This is a genomic window from Pseudomonas orientalis, from assembly GCF_022807995.1.
Classification (GTDB): Bacteria; Pseudomonadota; Gammaproteobacteria; order Pseudomonadales; family Pseudomonadaceae; genus Aquipseudomonas; species Aquipseudomonas orientalis_B.
On the sequence record NZ_CP094351.1, the window covers coordinates 3939571 to 3953333 of the forward strand.

The window sequence follows — 13763 nt, forward strand, 5'->3', positions numbered from 1 at the left end:
ACCTCAACGATAACGCGTACCTCCTGAATGAACGCGGTGCCTGTGAGTTTTTCGCGAGCAAGCTCGCTCCTACATCAGGACTTGCCCTCACCTTTTGATTGCATATCAGGCCAGCATCGGGACATGCCGAGGATGACTGGCTACCCGCTGCAGCCACGCCTGCACCGCCGGATACGGCGCCAGATCAAAGCCGCCTTCATGGGCCACATGGGTGTAGGCATACAATGCGATATCGGCAATCGAATAGCGCTCGCCCACCAGATACGGCGTGGCTTGCAGCTGGCGCTCCATCACCCTCAACGCCTTGTAGCCGCCCTTGTGGGTCGTCTTGTATTCCTCCAGGCGATCCTGCGGCAGGTTCAGGTAGAACTGAATGAACCGCGCCACGGCAATATAAGGCTCGTGGCTGTATTGCTCGAAAAACTGCCACTGCAACACTTGTGTGCGCAAACGCGGCTCGCTCGGCAAGAAGTCGCTGCCATCGGCGAGAAAGTTGAGGATCGCATTAGACTCCCACAGGCAGGTGCCATCTTCAAGTTCCAGCACCGGGATCTTGCCGTTGGGGTTCTTGGCCAGGAACTCAGGGGTCTGGGTGTCGCCCTTGAGAATATCGATATCAATCCATTGATACGCAATGCCCAACAGGTTGAGCATCAATTTCACCTTGTAGCAGTTGCCCGATTTGTAATCGCCATAAACCTTGTACATGGGCTCCCCTTATGCCGCTTGACGCGCCCGGAACGAACGCTTGCGCCCACAAAGTGCGGCTATCGACGGTTTGTTTCAAGACACCGCGCAGAATAAATCCGAGCCAACTGCTGTGGTGGCCGGCCTTTCGTCCCTTTCTGCGCAGATAATCGAAAACATTATTTGCTTTATTTGTATACAAAAGCATAATTCGCTTCGTGCGAGTTCCTGACCTATCAGTCAACAAAACCCGCCAGTACCTCAAAGCGCTGTTGCCCACGCATGTGACCGGCGCTGGAAATAACAATAAAACGATTGAGGAGTACTCGCTGTGGATAGCCGCAAAACCGAAGCCCCTATTCTGGACCTCAGCCCGCCGCAGCACGGCTGGCTCGAACGCCTGTTCAAACTGCGCTTGCATGGCACCACAGTGAAGACCGAACTGATCGCCGGCCTCACCACCTTCATCACCATGGCCTACATCATCTTCGTCAACCCCAACATCATGGCCGATGCGGGTATCGATCACGGCGCGGCGTTTGTCGCCACCTGCATCGCCGCCGCGCTGGGCTGCCTGTTGATGGGCCTGTACGCCAACTGGCCGGTGGGCCTGGCGCCAGGCATGGGCCTGAACGCGTTTTTCACCTACACCGTGGTCGGCACCATGGGCTACCACTGGGAGACCGCCCTCGGCGCGGTGTTTATCTCGGGCGTGCTGTTCATGATCCTGACCCTGTCGCGTATCCGCGAATGGCTGCTCAACAGCATTCCCGTCAGCCTGCGTCATGCCATGGGCGCCGGGGTGGGCCTGTTCCTCGGCGTGATTGGTCTGAAAACCGCCGGGATCATCGTCGACAGCCCGGCCACACTGATCAGGCTTGGCTCGCTGCACGAACCCGCGCCATTGCTGGCGGCGGTGTGTTTCCTGCTGATCGCCATTCTCAGCTATCACCGCGTGTTCGGTGCGATCCTGATCAGCATCATCGCCGTCACTCTGGCTGGCTGGGGCCTGGGCCTGGTGCATTACAACGGCATTCTCTCCACCCCACCGAGCCTGGCGCCGACCTGGATGGCCATGGACGTGATGGGTGTGTTCAATGTGAGCATGATAAGCGTGGTATTCGCCTTTCTTTTTGTACACATGTTCGACACGGCGGGTACACTGATGGGCGTTGCGCAACGGGCGGGCCTGGTCAACGCCGACGGCAAGATCGACAATCTGTCCCGCGCGCTGAAGGCCGACAGTGCTTCCAGTGTATTCGGTGCCATGGTCGGCGTGCCGCCCGTGACCAGCTACGTGGAAAGCGCCGCCGGTGTGGCAGCTGGTGGTCGTACCGGGCTGACCGCGGTAACGGTGGGCGTGCTGTTCGTGGCGGCGATGTTCTTCGCGCCGCTGGCCAGCATGATTCCCGCCTACGCCACCGCCGGTGCGTTGATCTATGTGGCGATGTTGATGATGGCCAGCATGGCGCATATCAACTGGGACGAAGCCACCGACAGCATTCCGGCGATCGTCACCGCGATCATGATGCCGCTGACGTTTTCGGTCGCCGACGGTATCGCCCTGGGCTTCATCACGTATGTGGCACTCAAGGCCGGCACCGGCAAGTACCGCGAGATTTCCGTCAGCCTATGGGTGCTGTGCGCGATCTTTATCGCCAAGTTTGTATTTTTGTAAAAGCAGCGGCAAGTTTTCAGCTACAAGCTACAAGCTATAACTTGCCGCTTGAAGCTTGAAGCTTGCCGCTGATAACCGGAGCAAACGACATGACAATCGAAACCTGGCTGCTGTTCAGCGGCGCTGCGCTGGTGGTGATCCTGATCCCCGGCCCGTTGTCCCTGTTGATGATCAGCAACAGCCTCAACTACGGCCTGCGCCGCTCGTACCCGGCGTTCCTGGGCGGCGTGTTTGCTTCGATCTGCCTGCTGAGCGCCTCGGCCCTGGGTCTGGGCGCGCTGCTGCTGGCGTCCGAACAACTGTTCAGTGCACTGAAGATCGTGGGTGCGCTGTACCTGTTCTATCTTGCCTGGCAGAGCTGGCAGCAATCGCGCCTGCCGGCCCAGGGTGCACACGTGCCGCAGACGCCCGCCGTGCCGCGTTTTCGCGCCTTGTTTGGACGGGCCTTTGTGCTGGGTGCGAGCAACCCCAAGGACATCCTGTTTTTCGCCGCCTTCCTGCCGCAATTTCTCAACAGCCAGCAACCGTTCCTGCCGCAATTGCTGACTATGATCGCCACGTGGACGGTGCTCGACCTGCTGTGCAAGCTGGCCTACGGCTCGGGTGCCCATGGCGCCGCACGGTATCTGCGCAGCGGTTCGGGCCAGAGCTGGTTCAACCGCCTCAGCGCCGCGCTGTTCGGCGGCGCCGGGATTGCGTCCTTGATCAAAGCTCCCCTGGCCTGATGAAATAGATCGTGGGCCTTGGCGCGTTCTGAACGCCTGCGATCAGCTTGACCAACCTCCCTTCATTCGACGCCACCATGACCTGCCGATACAACGCCGGATACACCCGGCTTTTATTCAGGAACCAGTCATTGGAGAGGAGTCGATCACTGCCCAGTTTCATCGGCATGCTTTTACCGTCCAACCAGCGGGGCACGATGTAATAGAGCTTGTCGGAGGCTGGATGCGTCGCTGAAAGATGGGGATAACGGGGCGCATAGATCAGTTTCAAACGTTCTACGACAAACCCATGTTGCTGCAGAATCCGGGTGACCTCCTCGACACTGGCCATCACTCGTTTTTGGGTGATCGCACTCTGGCCTTTGGCTTTGACGAACAACGAACGATCAAACGTGGACGGCAGATTGAAATCCATGCGCTCAAAACTTCCGACCTGCCCGTCTACACCCACATACAGACTGAACAGCTTGCGCGGTCGCATGGGCTGCAACATTCTCATCAAGTCATCGGTTTGCGCGGTTTGCCCTGGTACGTGAGGCATCCAGTCATCCAGTGCCGCGCGGATTCTCAACAAGCGCGTGCTTGTCAGGGCGGACTCGCCCGGATCAGCCAATTCGACCAGCCTGCGCGCCGCATACCTCGCACTGGACGGTGTCAGGTCAGCAAACCTGGCGCTGATCGAGGCCGCCAACGGCTGGCTGAACAGCGACTCCCTGGCGGTCCAGCGCAGGTCCTCGCCATAGGTGAACAGCACAGGCTGCGGCGTAGTGCCGTCTCCCAGCCGCATGGTGATGCTGTCGATACTGTCGATCAGCGACCCAGGCGGCTTGAGAAAAACCACATCGGGATTGGCCAGCGAGCCACCGGGCAGGGTTTCATAATACCGCTCGCCCACCTTGAGGCTCGGCCCGCTGACCTCCTCGATCGTGAATATTTTGCGGTACGGCGCAATTTCCACCGCCTTGCGCGAGCCCAGCGGTTGCCCCCAGTCGCGCCAGGCGCTCGTCAGGTTGTGCGGGCGCCTGCCCAGTTGCTCCGCCGACGCGACGGGGGGCGGCGCCCAACTGACCGGAACCTTCGAGGGTGGCAGGGTTTGCTGCCAAAATGGCGTGACCATTGAACTGGGCCCCGGCTGAGGCTCGGGTGCATCGGCTCCCAGGAGCCACTGGCGCGGTTCCTCGATGTTCAGGATCAGCTCGTTGTCCCCAGGTGTGCGCACGTTCTTGAAGCGCAGTTGCCGTTCGCCATCGCGCCGATACACGCCATAACGTCCGCCCTCGGCGTCGGTGACGAATTGTTCGCCGTTTTTAAACCGGGAGCCTTTACCGATCGGTCCTTTCAACTCAATCGCATCACTGGCCGGTCCCGATAGTTTGTAGGGCTCCAGGCCCTTGAAAGTCATGGGTGAAGAAGGCGGCCGCAACGACAGTTGACGGTGAACCTGCTGACGTCGATGCAGCTGCTTGAAGGCCAATGTCATCGGCCTTACGGGCATTTGCTTGAGCGGTTTGGCGACAGCGCCGATCTTGAACGGAGCGAATGTCAGCGCCGCATCCAGCACCAACTGATGGACGGCAATCGCCAGGTCGACGCCCTCCCCAGCCTCGCCGCTGTGATAGAGACGGCGCGCCGCCAACAGCAGGTCATGCAGCAACACGCCTATGGACACCACGGGGATCATCGACAGCAGCCCCCTGATCGTTTGAGCCTTTTGCTCACCCAGTCGCCACAGACGATAAACCTGCAGTGAAGCCTGGGAATTGGACTCGGCCCGCCCCTTGCGCTGCACCGCCAATACCTGGGCGTGGGCCAGCGCTGCAACCATATCGCTTGCGTCCGTTTCGGTGATACCCAACCACTGCGCAGGCATGACCTCCTGTTGTTCTCGGATCTCCAGCTCAATCTCGCTGAGTGCCATGGCCGGGAATACCCGTTTGCTTTTAAACCAGCGATACAGATGCCGGCCAATGAATAACGCCCGGGGCTCGGCAACATCCACCAACGTAAACATCCGCAGTTGCTCCAGCATGCTGCGCCAGAGCGTTTTGGGGGTGATCACGGGGGTGATTGCCCCTGGATAACCGGCGAGCGCTTGCGTCTCTGAGCCGGGGGCAATGTATGTCGCGAGCTCGGCAATGTTTTCTTGCGCCTGCCAATGCTTGATCAGCGTCTCACGTAGAGCATCGAGGCTGGCGTGCTCCGAGAGCGCCGGGTAATTACTTGCAGCGGGCCAATAAAAAACACAACGCGGCATCCGGGGATCCTGGATCACCACCATGCCGGCAATATGACGGGCCCAGGCCACCGTCACCGCCTCGACCCTGAGGAAATACAGGCGCAACGATGAGGGTGGCCCAGGCTCAACCGCGATTGCGCGCTTGAACAACTGTTGTGCCTGCTCGCTCAGCTGGAGCTGCTGGGCACCGATCAAATCGACGGTCGTCTGGCGTCGCACGGGCCTGCGCAATAACTCATGGCGCAGCGGCGAGTGGGCGGAGGCCTGCGCCCTATCGCCCTCGCCATAGCCAACGCTGAGGATTTTTTGGTCGTATTGACCGCCGATATCCAGCGCCGCGATGGTCCTGATCAAATAATCCACGCTCAACCGCGCCTTCCAGGCGGGCACCAGGTACCGCGTGCGTGTGAGCCGCCAGGCGGTCCAGGGCGCTTCGGGGTCGAGGTTGGCCAGCGCGAGGTGCAGAAAGCTGTAGGTCGTGCGTTCCTTGCTGACCACGGTTTTCGGCCCTGCCTCACCGGGAAGACGCTCCGGACGACCAACCCAGACTTTGCTCACATCGTCGGGGATGTCGAACAGCGGCAGATCGATATCAAACTCCGGATAGAGCCCATCCAGGGTCAACTGCCGAATCAACAGCGGGCGGGCAAAATCCTCGACACTTCCCAATGCCTCCACCCACTGGCGCTGCAGGTTCAGTGCACTGCGCTTCTGACGTTTGACCAGGCGCGCGTGCCGCCTGCTGATCGAGACCGGCGCCTGGGCATACCAAGTCGGCATTTTGCTTGCCCGTGCGGCGCCCGCCATGACTATGTGCACGTTGTTCAGGGCCACTTCCCTGACATCGTGAGCGGGCACTTGCAGGCTTTGGGCAACCTCGGCCGCCAGCAGGGTCATTGCCAATGCAGCATCGCTGACCTCGCTGAACACCCGTTCGCCCGCCACGATTTTCTGTCGCGCGTCCGCGAATCCCTTGACCTGCTCCTTGAGACCGACCAACAGCGCATCGCCACTGATGTCTGCAAAGCACACTGTGACGGGCTCGTTGCGTGGCAGGCACCGGGCCCAACTGCGCGCGACATTGCGCTCGGCACGCCCGATGCACTGCCACAGCGGGTTCGGTTCGCGCGCCATGAAACTGGCCTGCAAACCCTGCGTCAGCGCCGTCAGGGATTTGAAGCGTTGCAAACCGCCCTCCAGCCCCGGCATGTACAACAGCATCGCCTGATGGGCATGGCCCGAGGCACCGGTCACCACTAACACGCCCAGCAATCGGAAGGCTGGCTGCGTGCCCCCGCCCAGGGTCACAGACAACACTCTACCTGCACCGATGCCGCGCTTTTGAGACGGTTCCTCGACCACTGCCCTGACCCGCGCCAGCAAGTGTTCGTCAATGAACTCAAGCCGGTGCATCAACCGCGCCTCGTTGATCAAGGCCGCGCCACGTGCCGCCAGCAAGCGCTCCTGGCGGCTCGGCACACCGTTGACAGGCCCCACCCAGAACGCCTCGTCATCCAATCGATGTTCATAGCCCTCAAGCAAGGACGAGCAATGCTGACGCTGCTCCAGCCATTGCTGGTGCAAAGCAGCGACAGCCTTGAAGTCGGCCGTTTCCTCGCTTGGTTTGTCATCATCAAGCAAACGTGTCAGCGCCTTCTCATACTGCTGCTGTTTCTGCTCGCGCAGACGCAATGGCAGGTTCTGAGACAGGCTGGCGAAGCTGATTTGCGAAGAACGCTCGTGCTGGTCGCGGCTCAACATCTGCGCCAGCGTCGAACTCAAACCCGCCGGCATGCACAACAGCCTGCGCCCCTGTTCCACCTGCAATAGACGCTCGACCGGTTGCATATAGTCGCCTTTGATCGCATCGCCGGGAAACAGATAAGCGATATTGATATCCAGCAGGGTCGCCAGTTCGTTGTCCCACTGCACGTGCAACAGCGCCTTGGCGCTATGGTCGAGGGCATGACTGTCGATCAGCGGGCCCAACTGCCCCACCGACATGGGCAGTGCGGAGGAGGCGGTGATGTCGGGCAACTCATGACGCCTGCGCAATGCCAGCGACGGCCAGAGTGAATGTGCCTGCGCCGTCACCAGTTCAGGGAAGCGATGCTGCCAGGCCTGTTGCGTGTCGAACTCGTAAAACAGCGGGGCCAGGCCCGGCAGGAACAGCACCTGTCGGGTCTGGGCAGGTTGCGCGTCGTAGTAGAGATGCAGCGCACCACTGAAGGGAACAAGCGCGCCGGACTTGCCTGGACATACCACTTGCGCCACCCGCAAACCGGCGTGCAGGCCTCCTGCCCGTGCACGTTGCTCGGCGGTAGGTGCCTCGACCGTCATCATGACCATGGCCAATCCATCATCGGATAACTGGTTGAATCCGTGAGCCAGCAGGGCCTGATCGCCGATCAGTGCGTGGTACACCTCACACCAGTACGCCTCGCGCGTCGCCAATCCATCTTCAGCCAGCACTTGCCAGAACGCTGGCGCCGCAGATTCGATGCGCGCCAATAGATCCACCTTGAGCACCCGGCTCAAGGCCGCGTCGGCCAGTTGTCTGGATGCACAGGCCCGTTGACTCAGCTTGCCCTCGCGAACGCACGCGCGCTCGGCCAGCAAGCGCATCACCGTATCGGTCAGGCTGCGGCGCCAGGGCGGCTCGCCAGGGATCAGGGGCACGTCGAGCAGCAAGGAGTCAGGGTCCATTTCAAAGGTGTCGCGCAAGGTCTGGCGGATCAGGCGACTGATACGCGGCGCGCGCAGCTGCATCTGTTGCAGCAGGCGCGACCGGTAAGCACATCGTGCATGGGCGAGGTAAAGCTCATTGAGCTGGCGACTGGATTTGACGGTAGCGTCGAGGCGGTCGAGCAGAAGGGGTTCGGGTCCCATGTCCACGTCCATTTTTTCTGAAAAAAAAAGACTAGGCAGCGGCAGCGACCGGTTGGCGCTACATAATTGAACGTCGAAAAAAAGCCCGCAGTGTGCGGGCGAAACCAACGAAGAGCATGTGGGGTGTGAAGCGAGGTGACGACTCAGCTACCCCGGTAGGTGGAGTAGCTATAGGGCGAAATCAGCAAGGGCACATGGTAGTGGTCCTGCTCGGCACTGATGCCGAAGCGCAACACCACCACATCGAGAAAGGCGGGTTCAGGCAACTGCACACCCCGGGCGCGGTAGTAATCACCGGCGCTGAACTGCAACTGGTACACGCCGCTGCGGTAATCGTCGCCTTGCAGCAGCGGTGCGTCGCAGCGACCGTCGCTGTTGGTCAACGCGGTGGCGACCAGTTCAAGCTGCGCGCCATCGACTCGGTACAGCTCAACCTTGATTGCGCTGCCAGGGCAGCCGTGCGCGGCGTCCAAAACGTGTGTGGTCAAACGTCCCATGGCTTTATGCGCCTCCCGAAGTCAGTAATAGTGAAACCCGCACTTTTTCAGGGCAGTGAAAAAGCCGGCGATGGCTGATTAAGACACTTTTATAAAAAATTGTACACAATAAATTCAACGAGCTTCCAATCCCCTGCAGGAGCGAGCTTGCTCGCGAAAAACGCCAACGATAACGCGGGCTCGCGGGATGAAAAGTGGCGGCCTCAGGTTTTTCGCGAGCAAGCTCGCTCCTACAGTGGGCTTTTTCATCTTAACCTGACCACTCAGGCAAGTTTCTTGCAGGCAGAACTTTCAGAAAAAATGCAGTAATGCAGGCTTACAAAATTTGCGATAAGTTGTATACAATCACTCATCGCTGTGACGCCCCCCAGTCTTTCCACTGCCCGGCCGCCACACTATCTGCTACCACGAACAAGAAGGAAGACTGCAGTGAGCGCTGACTATCCACGCGACCTGATCGGTTACGGCAGTAACCCTCCTCATCCCCACTGGCCGGGCAAGGCACGTATTGCGCTGTCGTTCGTACTCAATTACGAAGAAGGCGGCGAGCGCAATATCCTGCATGGCGACAAGGAATCCGAAGCCTTCCTCTCGGAAATGGTCTCGGCCCAGCCGCTGCAAGGCCAGCGCAACATGAGCATGGAATCGCTGTACGAGTACGGCAGCCGTGCCGGGGTGTGGCGCATCCTCAAATTGTTTAAAGAGTTCGATATCCCGCTGACCATCTTCGCCGTGGCCATGGCCGCCCAGCGTCATCCGGACGTGATCCGCGCCATGGTTGCCGCCGGCCACGAGATCTGCAGCCACGGCTACCGCTGGATCGACTACCAGTACATGGACGAGGCCCAGGAGCGCGAGCATATGCTCGAAGCGATCCGCATCCTTACCGAACTGACCGGCGAACGCCCGCTGGGCTGGTACACCGGCCGCACCGGCCCCAACACCCGGCGACTGGTGATGGAGGAAGGCGGCTTCCTCTATGACTGCGACACCTACGATGACGACCTGCCCTACTGGGAACCCAACACTCCCACCGGCAAGCCGCACCTGGTGATCCCTTATACCCTGGACACCAACGATATGCGCTTCACCCAGGTGCAGGGTTTCAACAAGGGCGATGACTTCTACGAGTACCTAAAGGACGCCTTCGACGTGCTGTATGCCGAGGGCGCTGAGGCGCCGAAGATGTTGTCCATCGGCCTGCATTGCCGCCTGATCGGCCGCCCGGCGCGCCTGGCTTCGCTCAAGCGCTTTATCGAGTACGCCAAAAGCCATGAACAGGTGTGGTTCACCCGCCGCGTCGACATTGCCCGTCACTGGCACGAAACCCACCCGTTCACGGGAGCCGCGAAATGACTGCATTCCAGAACTTGAAACCGTCGAGCCTGAGCCGCGATGAATTCGTCGCCGCCTTCGCCGATATCTACGAACACTCGCCATGGGTGGCTGAAAAGGCCTTCGACCTGGGCCAGGACGCGTCGATCGACCAGATCGAAACCCTGCACCAGCGCATGAGCGATATCCTGTTGAGCGCCGATCATGCCAGTCAACTGGCCCTGATCAACGCTCACCCGGACCTGGCAGGCAGAGCTGCCGTCCAGGGCCAACTGACCCAAGCCAGCACCGATGAACAAGCCGGCGCGGGTATTCACCAATGCACGGCCGAAGAGTTTTCTCGCTTCACCGAGCTGAACGAGGCCTACAAGGCCAAGTTCAAGTTTCCCTTCATCATGGCGGTAAAAGGCAGCAACCGACATCAGATCCTGGCCGCGTTCGAAACGCGCATCCACCACTCGGCAGACGCCGAGTTCAAGTGCGCACTGGCAGAGATCAACAAGATCGCGTTGTTCCGATTACTGACCCTCTAAACGACCATCCCCAGCCACTCTATCCAAGGCAGACAAGAAGAATGAAAGCTTACGCCGTACCTTTCGAGAAGTTCGTCAACCTCGCCGACGCCCGCCTGGGCACCAGGATCATCTCGGTGACCGATGACTGGTTCGCCGACGCCAACCGCCTGTTCCAGCCGACCCCGGCCGTGTGGAAGGAGGGCGTTTTCGATGACAACGGCAAGTGGATGGACGGCTGGGAGTCGCGCCGCAAGCGCTTCGAAGGCTACGACAGCGCAGTGATCCGCCTCGGCGTGCCGGGTTCGATCAAAGGCGTGGACATCGACACTTCATTCTTCACCGGCAACTACCCGCCGTCGGCATCGCTGGAGGCCTGCTTCCTGGCCTCGGGCGAGCCTGACGAGCACACCCAGTGGGTGGAAGTGCTGTCGGCCGTCGAGCTGCAGGGCAACAGCCACCACTACCACGAGATCAACAACGCGCAGGCGTTCAGCCACCTGCGCTTCAACATCTACCCGGATGGCGGCGTGGCCCGTCTGCGTGTGTACGGCGTGCCGTTCCGCGACTGGTCCGCCGTGGGCGACAACGAACAGGTCGACCTCGCCGCTGCGCTCAATGGCGGTCGTGCCCTGGCCTGCTCCGATGAACACTTCGGGCGCATGAGCAACATCCTCAACCCGGGCCGTGGCATCAACATGGGCGATGGCTGGGAAACCGCGCGTCGGCGCACACCGGGCAATGACTGGGTGATCGTCGCGCTGGGCCACCCGGGCGAGATCGAGAAAATCATCGTCGACACCCTGCACTTCAAGGGCAACTACCCGGACACCTGCTCGATCCAGGGCGCGTTCGTCAAGGGCGGCACCGACAGCCAGATCGAGACCCAGTCGCTGTTCTGGCGCGAACTGCTGCCGGCGCAGAAGCTGGAAATGCACGCCGAACACACCTTCGCCGAGCAGATCAAGGCGCTGGGGCCGATTACCCATATCCGCCTGAACGTGTTCCCGGATGGCGGTGTGAGCCGTCTGCGCGTCCTGGGCAAAGTATCGAAGTAATGCTGAGACTGTAGGAGCGAGCTTGCTCGCGAAGATTGTCAACGATAACGCGCCCATCCTGGATAAACGCGGTGTCCTTGAGCTTTTCGCGAGCAAGCTCGCTCCTACAAAGATTCAATAACAACTCCAGATTAAGAAGACAGCCATGCGCACACTGATGATCGAACCCCTGACCAAAGAAGCCTTCGCCCCTTTTGGAGACGTTATCGAAACCGATGGCAGCGATCACTTCATGATCAACAACGGGTCGACCATGCGCTTTCACAAACTGGCGACGGTCGAAACGGCGCAGCCCGAAGACCACGCCATCATCAGCATCTTCCGCGCCGACGCGCAGGACATGCCGTTGACCGTGTGCATGCTGGAACGACACCCGCTGGGCAGCCAGGCCTTCATTCCGCTGCTCGGCAACCCCTTTCTGATCGTGGTCGCGCCCCTTGGCGATGCACCTGTATCAGGCTTGGTCCGCGCCTTCGTCACCAACGGCAGGCAGGGCATCAATTACCATCGCGGCGTCTGGCACCACCCGGTGCTGACGATCGAAAAGCGGGATGACTTCCTGGTGGTTGATCGCAGTGGCACAGGCAATAACTGCGATGAGCATTTTTTCCAAGAGGATGAGCGTTTGATCCTCGCCCCCCACCAATAAGAGAAGGCCGGATCACCCGACAACAAGGGTGACAGGCGAGAGGTAAAGACTGTGGAAGCACATCTGTTGGAATGGCTGAACCTGAGCGTGCGCTGGGTTCACATGATCACTGGCGTCGCCTGGATCGGCGCTTCGTTCTACTTCGTCTGGCTGGAAAACAACCTCAACCGCGTCAACCCCAAAAGCGGCCTGGCCGGTGACTTGTGGGCGATCCACGGTGGCGGTATCTACCACCTGGAAAAATACAAACTGGCCCCGCCGACCATGCCGGACAACCTGCACTGGTTCAAATGGGAAGCCTATTTCACCTGGATGTCGGGCGTCGCGCTGCTGTGCGTGGTGTTCTATTGGAACCCGACACTGTACCTGCTGGCCCCCGGCAGCACCCTGAGCGGCACCGAAGGCGTGTTGCTGGGCATCGGCTCGCTGTTCGCCGGCTGGTTCATCTACTCCTTTCTCTGCGACTCGGCCCTGGGCAAGCGCCCTGCCCTGCTCGGCCTGATTCTGTTCGTGCTGCTGATTGCAGCGGCCTACTGTTTCAGCAAGGTGTTCAGCGGCCGTGGCGCCTACCTGCATGTGGGTGCGGTGATCGGTACGATCATGGTCGGCAACGTGTTCCGTATCATCATGCCCGCCCAGCGCGCACTGGTGGCGGCCATTGCCGAGAACCGCACGCCGGACCCGGCACTGCCGGCCAAAGGCCTGCTGCGTTCGCGCCACAACAACTACTTCACCCTGCCGGTGCTGTTCATCATGATCAGCAACCACTTCCCGAGCACCTACGGCAGCCAATACAACTGGCTGATCCTGGCCGGGATCGCCGTGGCGGCGGTGCTGGTGCGGCACTACTTCAACACCCGGCATAACAGCCAGAAGTATGCCTGGACCTTGCCGGTGGGCGCGCTGGCGATGATCAGCCTGGCCTATGTGACCGGGCCCAAGCCGGCGCCGGAAGTGGCCAAGGCGCCTGCGGCCATCGAGTACCAGCCATTGCCGGAAACCGCCCTGGGTGGTGGCCTGAAACCGGCTGCGCCTGCCACACCGGCGGCTGAACCGGCACCGGCCCAGGCCGGCACCGACTTCGGCCAGGTGCACCACGTGATCGAGCAACGCTGCACGGTGTGCCACTCGGCCAAACCCACCAGCCCGTTGTTCAGTACCGCACCGGCCGGTGTGATGTTCGATACACCGGCACAGATCCAGCAGCAAGCCGCGCGCATTCAAGCGCAGGCCGTGGCCAGCCAGATCATGCCGTTGGGCAACATTACCCAGATGACCCAGCAGGAAAGAGACCTGATCGGCACTTGGATCAACCAGGGAGCCCGCACCAATTAACTATGTGCCTCACCCACTGTAGGAGCGAGCTTGCTCGCGAAGGACGTCAACGATAACGCGCACATGCTGAATGAACGCGGCGCTCTTGGGTTCTTCGCGAGCAAGCTCGCTCCTACAGAATTGAGAACAGCGCTAATGGCAATTGAATGCCAAACAACACAA

Annotated in this window: 11 protein-coding genes; 8 read left to right on the plus strand and 3 right to left on the minus strand. The window is 60.4% G+C overall.

Annotated features, from left to right (window positions below; translation table 11 throughout):
• Positions 1 to 105: 105 nt before the first annotated feature.
• Positions 106 to 708, minus strand: coding sequence for a glutathione S-transferase family protein (locus tag MRY17_RS17485; RefSeq protein WP_243352586.1), 603 nt, complete (start codon positions 706 to 708; stop codon positions 106 to 108).
• A 310-nt stretch (positions 709 to 1018) separates the two neighbouring features.
• Between MRY17_RS17485 and MRY17_RS17490 the strand changes: the two genes are divergently transcribed.
• Both MRY17_RS17490 and MRY17_RS17495 read left to right on the plus strand, forming a co-directional pair.
• Positions 1019 to 2365, plus strand: coding sequence for an NCS2 family permease (locus MRY17_RS17490; RefSeq protein WP_181282301.1), 1347 nt, complete (start codon positions 1019 to 1021; stop codon positions 2363 to 2365).
• 89 nt (positions 2366 to 2454) lie between these two features.
• On the plus strand, positions 2455 to 3090 hold the full coding sequence (locus MRY17_RS17495; protein ID WP_181282302.1) for a LysE family translocator: 636 nt from the start codon (positions 2455 to 2457) through the stop codon (positions 3088 to 3090).
• Here MRY17_RS17495 and MRY17_RS17500 read toward each other — a convergent pair.
• Positions 3071 to 8215: a dermonecrotic toxin domain-containing protein gene (locus tag MRY17_RS17500; RefSeq protein ID WP_243352587.1), complete on the minus strand. Its 5145-nt coding sequence runs from the start codon at positions 8213 to 8215 to the stop codon at positions 3071 to 3073. The two genes, MRY17_RS17495 and MRY17_RS17500, sit on opposite strands and share 20 nt — an antisense overlap.
• A gap of 143 nt (positions 8216 to 8358) precedes the next feature.
• Complete coding sequence (gene uraH, locus MRY17_RS17505; RefSeq protein WP_181282303.1) at positions 8359 to 8712, minus strand: hydroxyisourate hydrolase; 354 nt, start codon at positions 8710 to 8712, stop codon at positions 8359 to 8361.
• 147 nt (positions 8713 to 8859) lie between these two features.
• Here uraH and MRY17_RS17510 point away from each other — a divergent pair, with 147 nt between their 5' ends.
• From MRY17_RS17510 to MRY17_RS17535, 6 genes are all read left to right on the plus strand, one after another.
• Positions 8860 to 9021, plus strand: a complete 162-nt coding sequence (locus tag MRY17_RS17510) for a hypothetical protein (protein WP_243352588.1) — start codon at positions 8860 to 8862, stop codon at positions 9019 to 9021.
• A gap of 120 nt (positions 9022 to 9141) precedes the next feature.
• Positions 9142 to 10068 carry an allantoinase PuuE gene (puuE, locus tag MRY17_RS17515; protein WP_181282304.1) on the plus strand — a complete coding sequence of 309 codons (927 nt, stop codon included), beginning with the start codon at positions 9142 to 9144 and terminating at the stop codon, positions 10066 to 10068.
• Complete coding sequence (gene uraD / locus MRY17_RS17520; protein ID WP_191952102.1) at positions 10065 to 10580, plus strand: 2-oxo-4-hydroxy-4-carboxy-5-ureidoimidazoline decarboxylase; 516 nt, start codon at positions 10065 to 10067, stop codon at positions 10578 to 10580. The genes puuE and uraD overlap by 4 nt, the downstream gene beginning before the upstream one ends.
• A 41-nt stretch (positions 10581 to 10621) precedes the next feature.
• Positions 10622 to 11617 carry an allantoicase gene (gene alc / locus MRY17_RS17525; protein ID WP_181282306.1) on the plus strand — a complete coding sequence of 332 codons (996 nt, stop codon included), beginning with the start codon at positions 10622 to 10624 and terminating at the stop codon, positions 11615 to 11617.
• Positions 11618 to 11762: 145 nt separating this feature from the next.
• Positions 11763 to 12266, plus strand: coding sequence for an ureidoglycolate lyase (locus MRY17_RS17530; protein ID WP_065950263.1), 504 nt, complete (start codon positions 11763 to 11765; stop codon positions 12264 to 12266).
• A gap of 51 nt (positions 12267 to 12317) precedes the next feature.
• Complete coding sequence (locus MRY17_RS17535; RefSeq protein ID WP_243352589.1) at positions 12318 to 13601, plus strand: urate hydroxylase PuuD; 1284 nt, start codon at positions 12318 to 12320, stop codon at positions 13599 to 13601.
• Positions 13602 to 13763: the final 162 nt, after the last annotated feature.

Coding starts and splice junctions, on each gene's coding strand:
- MRY17_RS17485 (WP_243352586.1), bottom strand. CDS start 708: ATGTACAAGGTTTATGGCGATTACAAATCGGGCAACTGCTACAAGGTG.
- MRY17_RS17495 (WP_181282302.1), top strand. CDS start 2,455: ATGACAATCGAAACCTGGCTGCTGTTCAGCGGCGCTGCGCTGGTGGTG.
- MRY17_RS17500 (WP_243352587.1), bottom strand. CDS start 8,215: ATGGGACCCGAACCCCTTCTGCTCGACCGCCTCGACGCTACCGTCAAA.
- uraH (WP_181282303.1), bottom strand. CDS start 8,712: ATGGGACGTTTGACCACACACGTTTTGGACGCCGCGCACGGCTGCCCT.
- uraD (WP_191952102.1), top strand. CDS start 10,065: ATGACTGCATTCCAGAACTTGAAACCGTCGAGCCTGAGCCGCGATGAA.
- alc (WP_181282306.1), top strand. CDS start 10,622: ATGAAAGCTTACGCCGTACCTTTCGAGAAGTTCGTCAACCTCGCCGAC.
- MRY17_RS17530 (WP_065950263.1), top strand. CDS start 11,763: ATGCGCACACTGATGATCGAACCCCTGACCAAAGAAGCCTTCGCCCCT.